The 13351-nt window shown below is 63.6% G+C and carries 10 protein-coding genes; 7 read left to right on the forward strand and 3 right to left on the reverse strand.

The window, feature by feature from the left end; translation table 11 throughout:
- Positions 1 to 5: 5 nt before the first annotated feature.
- Positions 6 to 965 carry a threonine ammonia-lyase gene (locus M3484_RS12040; protein WP_249497045.1) on the reverse strand — a complete coding sequence of 320 codons (960 nt, stop codon included), beginning with the start codon at positions 963 to 965 and terminating at the stop codon, positions 6 to 8.
- Complete coding sequence (locus M3484_RS12045; protein WP_249497046.1) at positions 962 to 1840, reverse strand: alpha/beta fold hydrolase; 879 nt, start codon at positions 1838 to 1840, stop codon at positions 962 to 964. The genes M3484_RS12040 and M3484_RS12045 overlap by 4 nt, the downstream gene beginning before the upstream one ends.
- Before the next feature lie 356 nt (positions 1841 to 2196).
- Between M3484_RS12045 and M3484_RS12050 the strand changes: the two genes are divergently transcribed.
- The 7 genes from M3484_RS12050 to bfr all read left to right on the forward strand — a co-directional run bounded on the left by M3484_RS12050 (position 2197) and on the right by bfr (position 11176).
- On the forward strand, positions 2197 to 4011 hold the full coding sequence (locus M3484_RS12050) for an ABC transporter transmembrane domain-containing protein (protein ID WP_092898367.1): 1815 nt from the start codon (positions 2197 to 2199) through the stop codon (positions 4009 to 4011).
- Positions 4012 to 4157: 146 nt separating this feature from the next.
- On the forward strand, positions 4158 to 6086 hold the full coding sequence (locus M3484_RS12055; protein WP_249497047.1) for an acyl-CoA synthetase: 1929 nt from the start codon (positions 4158 to 4160) through the stop codon (positions 6084 to 6086).
- A 109-nt stretch (positions 6087 to 6195) separates the two neighbouring features.
- Complete coding sequence (locus M3484_RS12060; RefSeq protein ID WP_092898363.1) at positions 6196 to 6750, forward strand: hypothetical protein; 555 nt, start codon at positions 6196 to 6198, stop codon at positions 6748 to 6750.
- A gap of 216 nt (positions 6751 to 6966) precedes the next feature.
- Complete coding sequence (locus M3484_RS12065; RefSeq protein WP_249497048.1) at positions 6967 to 8550, forward strand: ABC-F family ATP-binding cassette domain-containing protein; 1584 nt, start codon at positions 6967 to 6969, stop codon at positions 8548 to 8550.
- A gap of 427 nt (positions 8551 to 8977) precedes the next feature.
- On the forward strand, positions 8978 to 10261 hold the full coding sequence (locus M3484_RS12070; RefSeq protein ID WP_249497049.1) for an imelysin family protein: 1284 nt from the start codon (positions 8978 to 8980) through the stop codon (positions 10259 to 10261).
- Positions 10262 to 10279: 18 nt separating this feature from the next.
- On the forward strand, positions 10280 to 10537 hold the full coding sequence (locus M3484_RS12075; protein WP_249497050.1) for a (2Fe-2S)-binding protein: 258 nt from the start codon (positions 10280 to 10282) through the stop codon (positions 10535 to 10537).
- 153 nt (positions 10538 to 10690) lie between these two features.
- A complete protein-coding gene (gene bfr / locus M3484_RS12080) occupies positions 10691 to 11176 on the forward strand; it encodes a bacterioferritin (protein WP_092898357.1) in 486 nt (161 codons plus the stop codon).
- A 214-nt stretch (positions 11177 to 11390) separates the two neighbouring features.
- Here the strand turns inward: bfr and M3484_RS12085 are convergent, their stop codons facing one another.
- Positions 11391 to 13349: a MacB family efflux pump subunit gene (locus tag M3484_RS12085; RefSeq protein ID WP_249497051.1), complete on the reverse strand. Its 1959-nt coding sequence runs from the start codon at positions 13347 to 13349 to the stop codon at positions 11391 to 11393.
- Between the last annotated feature and the right edge of the window lie 2 nt (positions 13350 to 13351).

Raw genomic sequence — 13351 nt, forward strand, 5'->3', positions numbered from 1 at the left:
TCTTGTCAGGGGTTCTTTGTGAGGCAATCGCGGAACAGATCTTCCGAGACATTGCCACCCGAAGCGATGCAGATCACCTGATCAGGCAGATCAGGGCGGAAGAGCGCTGCCGCAAGCGCCACTGCGCCGCCGGGCTCCAGCACCAGACGCAGATGGCGGAAGGCGAGTGTCACGGCCTCCAGCGCCTCGGAATCACTGACCACAAGCCCCGGACCGGCCAGGGCAGAGAGCAGGGGGAAGGTCATCTTTCCGGGTATGGGCGTCAGGATCGCATCACAGACCGATCCGGTCAGGGCAGGGTTGCGCAGTCGTTCGCCGGCGGCAAGCGAGCGCGCCATATCGTCAAAGCCCTGGGGCTCGGCGGTGCGCAGGCGCAGTCCGGGCGCGCGTGCCTCCAAAGCCAGCGCAACCCCTGAGGATAGCCCGCCGCCGCCGCAGGGCACCAGCACATCGGCGCGGGCCAGTCCGGCCTCCTGCGCCTGTTCCGCGATCTCCAGCCCGACCGTACCCTGACCTGCGATCACCTCGGCATGGTCATAAGGCGGGATCAGGGCATAGCCGCGCTCTGTCGCGATCCGGGTGGCGATGGCCTCGCGATCCTCGGTCGCGCGGTTATAAAGCACGACCTCGCCGCCCCAGGCGCGGGTATTGGCGATCTTCACCTGCGGCGCGTCCTGAGGCATCAGGATCACGCTCGCGATGCCATGGCCCGAGGCCGCGCGCGCCACGCCCTGGGCGTGATTGCCCGAAGACATCGCGATCACGCCCGGCGTACCCGGCGGCAATGCCGAGACCGCCGCCCAGCCGCCGCGCGCCTTGAAACTGCCGGTGACCTGGAGCGATTCCGCTTTCACAAACACTTGCCGGCCGGCGATCCGGTCCAGCAGCGGTGCATTCAGCAGCGGCGTGCGCAGCACATTTCCCCGCAGACGTGCAGCGGCGGCTTCGATCATGGTGATGTTCATGCAAGGGCTCCGATCCAGGCGGTCAATGCGGCAAGCGCCTCTGGTTCGTCAAGAAAAGGAACATGGCCGCGCCCGGGGATTTCGGTGACAGCAAGATCTGGCCGGATCCGGAGCATCTGCGCGACCGTCGCAGATGAAAGCAGGTCGGAATTCGCGCCCCGGATAAGTGCAACCGGCAGTCCCCGGCTTGCCTCCCATTGCGGCCAGAGATCAGGGAGCGGCCGTGTCGGGTCATAGCCCGAAAGAAAGGCATCGCGCAGGGCCGGGTCGTAGCGCAGGGCCAGCCCGCCGGGCACCTCGATAAACAGCCGCGCCGCATGAGCGAGCCAGTCCGTAGCGCTGAGCCCGGTAAAGCCCGGGCTGTTGGCGGCCATTTGCAGCGCCACTTCGGCAAGGCTGCGGGCCTGGGGGGTACGGCCGATACGGGCAGCGATGCCTGACAGCCCTGCGGGGGCGATTTCGGGGCCGATATCGTTGAGGCAAAGCCCGATCAGCCGCTCCCGTGCCAGCTGGGCCAGCACCATGCCGATCAGCCCGCCGCGCGAGGTGCCAAGGAGCGCCGCGCGCCCGACCCCCAGATGATCCAGCAGCGCCAGCGCATCGGCGCCCTCCTGCGCGATGGTATAGGTCGCGGCGCCGGTGAAATCGCTCTCGCCGCGGCCGCGGTAATCCATCCGGATCACGCGGCAGCTGCCCAGGGCTGGCAGCGCGGGGATGAAATCCTCTTTCGTGCGGGTCAGACCGGCGAGGCACAGGACCGGCAGGCCATCCTCTGCCCCGTCCAGGCAATAGGCCAGCCGGGTGCCGTCGGGGCTGGTGAAGAACAGGGTCTCGCCCATCTGGTCTTCGGCACTGAGCCTGTTCTGGTCTGGCATGGCATCTCCTTCCTGGGTCTGCATTGGCTGCGGATGGGGCAGGGATATTGGGCGGTGGAGGCTGGTGGCCTCGGCTCAGATTGCCCGCTGCGGGGCGAAGGGGGAAGGGGGGCTGGCCCCGGTTTGTCCGGGAATGCCGGGCTTTCACGGCCCCGGGGCCGCGCAAAAACCGCAGGCGCGGCATCACGCCGCTTGCCGCGCGGGGGGTTCAGCCGTAAATCCCCCCAGACCGTTGCTACACCTGTCGCCATTATTTCATCGCTCTCCTTGCCTAAACCCCAGCCGGGGCGGTTTGCGCCCACCCCGGGAACCGGGGATACCGGCCTGAAACCGCCCGACCAGCCACAGGAGCCCCCATGGCCCGTAAGCCAGCAAATGCCCGCGCGGCCGCAAGCAGTCCGGCCGCCAATGGCGAGGAGCGTGCGTCGCGCAAGGTCTCGGCGCTTGGGGGCTTGCGACCTTTCCTGCGGCCTTACCGTCTTATGCTGCTGCTGGCGCTGTTTGCGCTGGTGCTGACGGCGGGGGTGACGCTTGTGCTGCCGCTGGCGGTGCGCCGGGTGGTTGATGGCTTTGGCAATCATCTCGAACTTCTGGATACCTATTTCTCGGCCTTTCTGCTGATCGCGGCGCTGCTCGCTTTGGGGACGGGGCTGCGCTATTACGTTGTGACCCGGCTGGGAGAGCGGGTCGTCGCAGATATCCGCAAGGCGGTGTTCGCCCGGGTGACCTGCCTTTCGCCGTCGTTCTTCGAGAAGACCATGACCGGCGAGGTGGTCTCGCGCATCACCACCGATACCACGCTGATCCTGTCGGTGATCGGTTCTTCGGTTTCGGTCGCGCTGCGCAATCTGCTGATGCTGATCGGCGGCATGGTGATGCTGCTGCTGACTTCGGCCAAGCTTACCGGGCTGGTCTTGCTGATCGTGCCCGCCGTGGTGGTACCGATTGTGGTGATGGGGCGGCGTCTGCGGCGTCTTTCGCGCGAGAACCAGGACTGGATCGCGGAAAGCTCGGGCATGGCGTCTGAGGCGCTTGGGGCCATCCAGACCGTGCAGGCCTTTACCCATGAAGAGGCGACCCGCGCCAGATTTGCCCGGGTGACGGAAGAGAGCTTCATTTCGGCAAAGACCCGCATCGGCACCCGCGCGGTGATGACGGTGATCGTGATCTTCCTTGTGTTCGCAGGGATTGTCGGCGTGTTGTGGATCGGCGCGCGCGATGTGCGTGGCGGCGCTATGAGTGTCGGAGAGCTGATCCAGTTCGTTATCTATGCGGTGCTTGTGGCGGGTTCGGTCGGGTCTTTGTCCGAGATCTGGGGCGAATTGCAGCGCGCTGCCGGCGCGACCGAACGGCTGGTCGAGCTTTTGAACACCGAAGACGAGATCCGTGATCCTGCGCGCCCGGCTTTGCTGCCGCGCCCGGTGAAAGGCGCGATTGCCTTTGACAATGTCGGTTTCTCCTATCCGACACGCCCGGGCCAGCTGGCGCTGGACGGGGTGTCCTTCACCGTGAACCCGGGCGAGACCGTGGCGCTGGTCGGCCCGTCCGGCGCCGGGAAATCCACGGTTCTGCAACTGATCGAGCGGTTCTATGACCCGCAATCGGGGCGCATCACGCTGGACGGGATCGCACTCGACAGCCTTTCGCGCGAAGATTTCCGCCGTGAAATTGCGCTGGTGCCGCAGGATCCGGTGATTTTCGCGATGACGGCGCGCGACAATATCCGCTTTGGCCGCCCCGATGCGACCGATGCCGAGGTCGAGGCTGCGGCCCGCACCGCGCAGGCGCATGATTTCATCATGGGGCTTCCCGGCGGCTATGACAGCCGTCTGGGCGAACGCGGCGTGATGCTGTCAGGCGGCCAGCGCCAGCGCATTTCCATCGCGCGGGCGATCCTGCGCGATGCGCCGGTCCTGCTGCTGGATGAGGCGACTTCCGCGCTGGATTCGGAATCGGAACATGCGGTTCAGAAAGCGTTCAGCCGCCTGTCGGAAGGGCGCAGCACGCTGGTCGTGGCGCATCGCCTTGCCACCGTCAAAAGCGCTGACCGGATCCTCGTCTTCGAGGGCGGCCGGATCGTGGCCGAAGGCACGCATGACGCATTGGTGCGCGAAGGCGGGCTTTACGCGCGGCTGGCAAAACTGCAGTTCACCGACGGGCTGGCGGCCTGACAGGTCGGGTATTCCGCCATGCCTGACCCGGCTGTTGCTTTGACCTTGCGGTGAAAAGCGGCGAAAAAGGTTGGCAAGCCTCGCCCCCGTCGCCACATTCCTGTGATGAGCCGCGCGCGAGACGGGGTGCAGAAGGGGAGAACGGCATGGCAGGAACCGCGACAGGCTCTGCAGGTGCAGGGCAGAACGTCTACGCCACGAGGGAAGATTTCAGGGCGCTGGAAGCCGAGATGCCCTGGGCGGACCGCGATGTTCCCCGCACCATCCATGAGGCGCTGAGCCGGGTGAAAGCCGCCCATGGCGCGCGTCCGGCAATCAGCTACCAACTGCTCTCGGATCCCGGGGCGGCAAACACAACCCTGACCTGGGCCGGGCTGCATGACCAGGTGACGCGGGCCGCGAACCTCTTTCGCACGCTTGGGGTCGGGCCGAAGGATGTCGTGGCCTATGTGCTCCCGAATACGCTTGAGACGGCAGTGACGCTGCTGGGGGGCATGGTTGCGGGGATCGCCAATCCGATCAACCCGCTGCTGGAGCCGTCGCAGATTTCCTCGATCCTGCGCGAGACAAAGGCAAAGGTGGTGGTGACGCTGCGCGCCTTTCCCAAGACCGATATCGCGCAGAAGGTGGCCGAGGCCGTGCGCCATGCCCCGAATGTCAGACATGTGCTGGAAATTGATCTTCTGACCTATCTGACCGGGGTGAAGAAATTCATCGTGCCGCTGGTCCGCCCGAAAAACCCGGTCGCACATACGGCGGATGTGCAAAGCTTCCATACCGCACTGGCGCGTCAGCCCGGCGACCGGCTGACCTTCCAGGATGATCCCGCCGACCGTGTTGCTGCCTATTTCCACACCGGTGGCACCACGGGCATGCCCAAGGTCGCGCAGCACAAAGTCTCGGGAATGATCTATAACGGCTGGATCGGCGGCACGCTTTTGTTCCGCGAGACCGATGTGGTCATGTGTCCGCTGCCCTTGTTCCATGTATTTGCCGTCTATCCGATCCTGATGTCGATGATCTCATCTGGCGCGCAGGTCGTTTTCCCCACCCCGGCCGGATACCGGGGCGAGGGCGTTTTCGACAATCTGTGGAAGCTGATCGCGCGCTACCGCTGCACCTATCTGATCACCGTGCCGACCGCCCTGGCCGCGCTGATGCAGCGCCCGGTCAATGCCGATATCTCAAGCCTGCGCGCCGGGTTCTCGGGTTCGGCCCCTTTGCCGATAGAGCTGTATAACCGGTTCAAAAAGGAAACCGGGGTCGAGATTGTCGAGGGGTATGGCCTGACCGAATGCACCTGTCTGGTGGCTGTGAACCCACCGGCAGGGGTAAAGAAAAACGGCTCGGTCGGGCTGATCTTTCCCTATAGCCATGTTCGGATCCTGAACCGCGACGGAGAGGGCGGCTTTACCGAGGCCGGCACCGATGAGGTCGGCGAGATCTGCGTTGGCTCGCCCGGGGTCTATGAGGGCTCGACCTATACCGAGGACGACAAGAACAAGGATCTCTTCGCCGAAGGCCGGTTCCTGCGCACCGGCGATCTGGGCCGGATCGACGGGGATGGCTATCTCTTCATCACCGGCCGCGCCAAGGATCTGATCATTCGCGGCGGCCATAATATCGACCCGGCAGTGATTGAAGAGGCGCTGTCCGGCCATCCGGCAGTTGCCATTGTCGGCGCCATCGGCCAGCCCGATCTGCATGCGGGAGAGCTGCCTGCGGCCTATGTCGAACTGGTCAAAGGGGCCTCGGTGACGGTGCCTGAGCTGATGTCTTACGCCGAAAGCCATATCTCCGAGCGCGCGGCAGTGCCGAAATATATCGAGATCCTGCCGGAATTGCCGAAAACCGCTGTCGGCAAAGTCTTTAAACCCGATCTGCGAAGGCTGGCGATCATCCGCTGCTTCAATGCAGCTCTCGACAAAGCGGGGCTCGCGGTGCGGGTCATTTCGGTGATCGAGGATAAGAAACGCGGCCTCGTCGCCCGGGTCGGCAAAGAGGCCGGCGTGACGCAGGCCGCGGTCGAAGCGGTGCTGGGCGGCTTTACCAGCCCCTGGGAATGGGACGACTGACGGGATTGCCCGGCTTTATGACAGGAGTTTTCATTTGATGATTCCCGGCTTTCGCAGCACTCTCGCCCCTGTGAACGGCAGTTGAACGACAGTTGAAGGACATCACAGAATGAAACTGGCCAGGGGTGTTTCCGGTATCGCGCTTTCCGCTTTGCTTGCGCTGGCTCAGGTTGTGCCGGCGCTGGCCTATTCCAGCGAGATCCTGTTCCAGCACAAGCACTGGAAGGTGGATATCCATGGCTGGGATGATGGCGAGGTCGGCTGTCGTGCCGTTGTCGGCGACGACAAGGAAAGCTTTGCGATCTGGATCTTTCAGGATGCGATGATCCAGCTGCAGTTCTTTTCCACCTCCTGGGATTTCGGCACCGAAGGCCAGGTCGCAGATCTGCGGGTCCAGATCGACAAGCGTGAAGGCTGGGATCTGACCGCCGCCAGTCTCAAGCAGAATTCGGTGAGCTTTAACCTGCCCGACAGTGATGCGGCGGTGAGTTTCGTGATGGAGATCGCGGGGGGCAACAAGCTGTTCCTGCGTTCGAAAGACGGAAAGGATGTGCAGAATTACTCGCTTTCGGGGTCGAAAGCCTCGATCACGTCGCTGCTCGAATGCGGCGATGCGATCACCGGCAAAAGCGCGCCCCCGGCACCGTCAAACCCGTTCCAGTGATGGCGCAATGGGGAGAGCCGCGCTTGCGTGGCAGGCAGCGTCCCGCTCCGAAGGGGAGGCGGGCCAGGTTGCGCCCCAAGCCTCCTCTGGCTCTGGCTTGTAAAATTGCCGAACGGGCACTACCTCTCAGTCAAATTCCTTCCGGAGAAGCTGTCCCTATGCGTCTGAACCTCGCCGCCACCACCGTCCCGGTTTCGCTACGAGAAGTTCAGACCCATGCCCGCATCCGTTTTTCTGTCCCATCTGTCGTGGTCCACGCCTGACGGAACACCGCTTTTCTCTGACCTGAGCCTGGCTTTCGGCCCTGAACGGACCGGCGTCGTTGGCCGCAATGGTTCCGGCAAAAGCACGCTTCTGCGCCTTATTTCTGGTGATTTACCACCCGCTTCCGGTCAGGTGCGGATTTCTGGTGCCATAGCGATGATGCGACAGGAGGCGATGGAGCATCCTGACGACACCATAGCCGACCTGTTCGCTATCCGGCCCGCACTTGATTTGCTCACTCGGGCCGAGGCGGGGCTTGCGCAGGCCGATGAACTGGCGGATGCGGACTGGACATTGCCAGCCCGGATCGAGGCCGCGCTTTTGCGCTGTGGCCTCTCCGCCGCGCCGCACACACCGCTTGCGACACTTTCCGGTGGACAGCGCAGTCGCGCCGCATTGGCCGCCCTGATCCTTGCAGAGCCGGATTTCCTGGTTCTGGATGAACCGACCAACAATCTCGACCGTGATGGGCGCAGGGCAGTGATCGACCTCATCCGGGGATGGACAGGCGGGGCGATTATCGTCAGCCATGATCGCGAACTTCTGGAAGAAATGGACGCCATTGTCGAACTGACCGCGCTTGGGGCAACCCGATATGGAGGGAATTACAGCGCCTTCCGACAGCACAGGGATGCGGAGCTGAATGCAGCGGCCCGTGATCTTGCTGATGCGGAAAAAGCCCTCTCGGATGCTGCGCGTCGCGCGCAGCAGGCGGCCGAGCGTAAGGCGCGCAAGGACGGTGCCGGGCATCGGGCGCGCGCCAGAGGGGATCAGCCAAAAATACTGATGGATTTCGCGAGGGGAAGGGCGGAAGCCTCGGGTGGTGCCGGGGCGCGCCTGCGGGATGCCCGGCGCCAAGCGGCGGGTGAGGCAATGTCCGCCGCGCGCGAAAAGGTCGAAATCCTGCAACCGCTCCGTATGGACATTCCTCCGACCGGCCTTGCCCCCGGCAAGACGGTGCTGACACTGGATGGCCTGACCGGCGGCTATGATCCTGCCCATCCTGTGATCCGCGATCTGTCGCTGACCGTCACCGGCCCCGAACGGATCGTCATCGCCGGGCCGAATGGCAGCGGTAAGACCACGCTGCTGAAGATCATCACCCGCCAGATCACGCCGCAATGCGGGCGGGCGGAGGTGATGGTGCCCTTCGCGCTGCTGGATCAGCATGTCGGATTGCTCGATCCCGCCCGCAGCCTTCGCGATAACTTCCTGCACCTGAATCCCATGGCGGATAGCCATATGGCCCATGCCGCACTGGCCCGGTTTGGGTTCCGTGCATCGGACGCCTTGCGTTATACGCGTGAATTGAGTGGCGGCGAGCGCCTTCGCGCCGGACTGGCCTGCGCCCTTGGCGCAACGCCGCCGCCGATGTTGCTGATCCTGGACGAACCGACCAATCACCTCGATCTGGACGGGATCGCCGCATTGGAGGCCGCGCTGGCTGCTTATGATGGTGCGGTGTTGGTCATCAGCCACGACACGGAATTCCTTGAAGCGCTCGCATGGGACAGAGCGCTTCATCTCGGGCTATGACCGCTTCGTCCCATATTGCACCTTCGGGGTCTCTGTGAGGCCGGCGAGGGGATCTCAGCAGAGCTTTAGGGGGCGTTTGACCTGGGGCGGGCAGGGGGCTCAGCGCAGGCTGCACAAAGCTCGATCGGCGCAGGTTCGGGGGCCAGACAGCGCTGCATTGGCAGTCACGCTGCCGTCGCGTCAGGCTGGCTGACCGGCCAGCGGATCCTAACCAACTAAAACTCTCGGCTTTACTTTTCTGATAAAACTTGTCATCCATTCCGGCAGCCAGGCAATGGTTCCAATCCATCCCTTTGCCGCCGCGAGGCCATATGACCGGTTCGTTCAGTTGCCCTGCCAGGTCCGCCCGCTCGTTCTGCGTGGCAACTCGTGTTGCACCCTGCGCTGTCCTGTTGGCCGGTTCCCCTTTTCCCGCCGGAGTTAAGTCTTGAAAAATCCGCGTCTTGTGAAAAATTCCCGCCTTGTCCTCGCGGCTTTGCTGAGCACCACGCTCGCGGCTCCGGCGCTCGCCGCAGATCCTGCCGGCGTGGTGGCACATTATGCCGATATCGCCGAAGCTTCTTATGGTGACAGCCTCGCCACCGCGCGGGTGCTGCGGGAATCACTGGGCAATCTGGTCGCGCAGCCGTCGCAGGAAACGCTGGATGCGGCGCGCAGCGCCTGGCTTGCCGCGCGCGTGCCCTATCAGCAGACCGAGGCCTTCCGCTTTGGCAATGCCCTGGTCGATGACTGGGAAGGCAGGGTGAACGCCTGGCCGCTGGATGAGGGTCTGATCGATTATGTCGACGCCGCCAGCTATGGCGAGAGCGAAGAGAACCCGCTCGCGACCCTGAATGTGATCGCGAACCCGAAATTCACCCTTTCGGGGAATGAGATCGACGCCACCACCATCACGCCCGCGCTGATCGCGGATGTGTTGCAGGAGGCCGACGGGATCGAGGCCAATGTCGCCTCGGGCTATCATGCGATTGAATTCCTGCTCTGGGGTCAGGATCTGAACGGCACCGGCCCGGGCGCGGGCAACCGGCCCTGGACCGATTATGCCACGGGTGACGCCTGCACCGGCGGCAATTGCGACCGCCGCGCCGCCTATCTGATCGCGGCCTCCGACCTTCTGGTCTCGGATCTCGAAGAGATGACCGGCAATTGGGGCGCCGAGGGCGAGGCCCGCAAAGCGGTTGTCCAGGATCCCTCGGCCGGGCTGATGGCGATCCTGACCGGCATGGGCTCTTTGTCTTACGGTGAGCTTGCAGGCGAGCGGATGAAGCTTGGCCTGATGCTTTCGGATCCGGAAGAGGAGCATGACTGCTTCTCGGACAATACCCATAACAGCCATTATTATGATGGGCTGGGCATCAGGAATGTCTATCTCGGCGAATATACCCGCATTGATGGCACCAGGCTGACCGGCCCGTCGGTGTCGGAGCTGGTGGCAGTAAAAGATACCGCAGTCGATACCCAGCTGAAGGCCGAACTGGACAGTTCGGTCGCGGCACTGAACGCGATCAAGACCGCGGCCGAGGAAGGCTTCGCCTATGACCAGATGCTGGAAGCCGGCAATGAGAAGGGCGAGAAACTGATCATGGGCGCGGTCAATGCGCTGGTGACCCAGACCGCCTCGATCGAACGCGCGGTTTCCGTGCTGGGCCTGTCAAAGATCGATTTCGAGGGGTCCGACAGCCTCGACAACCCCAACGCCGTCTTCCAGTAAGCTGAGAGAACCGCCGCCATGATCGTCTGTCATTGCATGAGCATCTCGGATCACGAAATCCGCGCCGCCGTGGACTGGATGCGGGCGGCGGATCGCTCGACCATCATCACCCCGGGCAAGGTCTATCACGCGCTTGGCAAGAAGGCGGATTGCGGCGGTTGCATGCCGGTCTTCCTTGATACGATGCGCAGCTGCGAGAGCTTTGGTGTGGCCGGAGACCCGGCGCGACCGGCGGTTCCGATGCTGAAACCGATGCGCGCGCGCCGCCTGGGCTGAGAGAAAGTCCTGGTTTTTCCGGGCGTTTTTGTCGGATTTAGAATAATTCTAAAAAATGCCCTTCAGCCCATAGACAGCGGCTCCGGGGCGATTTACCTTCAGCCCATCCGTAGCAAGCCGGGCCCTGTGCCCGCGCAACGATTGGGGTTTGCCATGAAGGGCGACAAGAAAGTCATCGAATATCTCAATGCCGGCCTGCGCTCCGAGCTGACCGCGGTAAGCCAGTACTGGTTGCATTACCGCCTGCTCGACGACTGGGGCTATGGCAAGCTCGCCGCCAAGGCGCGCGCCGAGTCGATTGAAGAGATGCAGCATGCGGATAAGTTCATCACCCGCATCATCTTTCTCGAAGGCCACCCGAATCTGCAAAAGCTCGACAGCCTGCGGATCGGCCAGAATGTGAAAGAGATCCTCGAGGCGGACCTTGCCGCCGAGCACGGCGCCCGCGCCCTCTATATCGAGGCGCGCCGCTATTGCGACGAAGCCGGCGACTATGTCAGCCGCGCGCTGTTTGACGAGCTGATCCAGGATGAGGAAGGCCATATCGACTTCCTCGAAACCCAGCTGGGTCTGTTCAAAGAGCTGGGCGACAAGAACTACGGTCTGCTGAATGCTTCGCCGGCCAATGAAGCCGAATAAGAACAGCCTTAATATCTGATCCTGAAGCGCCGTGGAGGGGAAACCTGCCGCGGCTCTTTCAGTATGAGAAGCAAGGAGGGGGCCAGCCCCCTCGCGGCTCTGCCGCTCACCCCCGGGATATTTAGAGACAGATGAATGCCGCCGGCTGATTTCATCTGTCCCTTAAATATCCCCGCCGGAGGCTTTCGGAGCCGGGCAGGGAGCGCCGCGCGGATCATTCGCGTGCCAGCGCCACAACCGGGTCGAGTTTCGAGGCCGCGCGGGCCGGCAGATAGCCAAAGACGATGCCGATAGTCGTTGAGGACAAAAAGGCTGCGATGATGGTGAGGGTGGAATAGCTCAGCCGGATTTCCTGGCCGATCTGGCCCGCCAGCCAGCCGCCACCAAGGGCGAGGGCAACGCCCAGCACACCTCCGATGAAGCAGACCAGAACTGCTTCGATCAGGAACTGCGCAATGATGTCGGAGCGCCTTGCCCCCACTGCGAGACGGACGCCGATTTCGCGGGTGCGTTCGGTCACCGAGACCAGCATGATATTCATCACGCCAATGCCGCCGACGATCAGCGAGATCACGGCGATCGACGAGATCAGGAGGGTCAGCGTCCGGTTGGTGGCGGTGAGATTTTCGCGGATCGTGTCGGAATTGGTGAGAAAGAAGTCTTCCTTGCCATGGCGCTGGGTCAGGAGCCGGGTGATCCCGGCCTCGGCCTCGGCCATATCGGCGTCGTCATGCACCCGCACGGTGATCGAATCCACCCGGTTCTGGCCGGTGATGCGCTGACTGACGGTTGTATAGGGCAGGAATATCCGCGGGGTAGAAGGGCCAAAGCTCTGGCCGGAGGCGCTGACCACGCCGATCACCTCGATCGGCACCCGCCCGATCAACAGGACTTTGCCGATCGGATCCTCACCCGCGGCAAAGAAGGCGTTGCGCGCATCACTGTCGAGCACGCCGACCTGGGCGCGGCTGTCGACGGCGATCTGGGTCAGAAGCTGCCCGCTGGTGAGTGAGAACCCGCCGACATCGAAATAGGCCGCGCCGACGCCGCGCACGGAGAGGCTCGCCGTCACTGCGCTGCGCGTCACATTCTCCGTGGTGGAGATCTCGGGCGAGGCCGAGGCGGTATAGGCTTCGCCGGCCAGCACCGTCGCATCAGTGTCGATCAGCGTGTTGATCCGCCTCGCATTACGGTCACCAAAACCGGTGCCCGGTCGTACGGTGATGGTCGAGGTGCCGAGCGAAGCGATGTTTTCGAGCACCTGTTCGCGCGATCCGGTGCCAAGTGCTACCACCGACACGACCGAAGCGATGCCGATGATGATCCCCAGCATGGTCAGGAAGCTGCGCAGCCGATGCGCATTGAGCGAGCGCAGTGCCATTGTGAAAGCATCGCGCTGCCGGCCGGCCCGGGCGAGAGGGCCGGTTTTCTCGGGCGGCGCGGGATCGGGCGTCGCGCCGGTCACCGGGGCGGGGCCGCTGTCTGAAAGGATCGTGCCATCCGAGATCTCGATCACCCGTCCGGCGCGGGCGGCGACATCGCGGTCATGGGTGACGATGATGATCGTATGGCCGCGCGCATTCAGCTCATCGAGCAGCGCCAGCAGATCCTTGCCGGAGCGGTTGTCGAGCGCGCCGGTCGGCTCATCGGCGAGGATCACCTCGCCGCCATTCATCAGCGCGCGCGCGACAGAGACACGTTGCTGCTGGCCGCCCGAAAGCTCTGACGGGCGGTGGTCGCTGCGCTCGCCAAGTCCAAGCCGCGTGAGCAGTTCTTTCGCGCGCCGCGACCGCTCACCGGCAGGGCGGCCGGCATAGATCGAGGGCACTTCGACATTGCCGCTGGCATCGAGGTCGGCAAGCAACTGATAGCGCTGGAATATGAATCCGAAATGCAGCCGGCGCAGCCGGGCGCGGCCCTCTTCGGGCAGGGCGGTCACATCAATGCCACCATAGTGGTAGCTGCCGGTTGTGGGACGGTCGAGACAGCCGATGACGTTCATCAGCGTCGACTTTCCCGAACCGGAGGTGCCGACAATCGCCACCATCTCACCGGCATGGATGGTCAGGCTGACATCTTTCAGCACGGTGAGGCTCTCGCCGCCGCTGGTGAAGCTGCGGCTGATGCCGCGCAAATCGATCAGCGGCGGGCCGCTTCTGACGGTGTCACTCATGC

Source organism: Pseudomonas sp. GX19020, assembly GCF_023371075.1.
Lineage (GTDB): Bacteria > Pseudomonadota > Alphaproteobacteria > Rhodobacterales > Rhodobacteraceae > Pseudogemmobacter.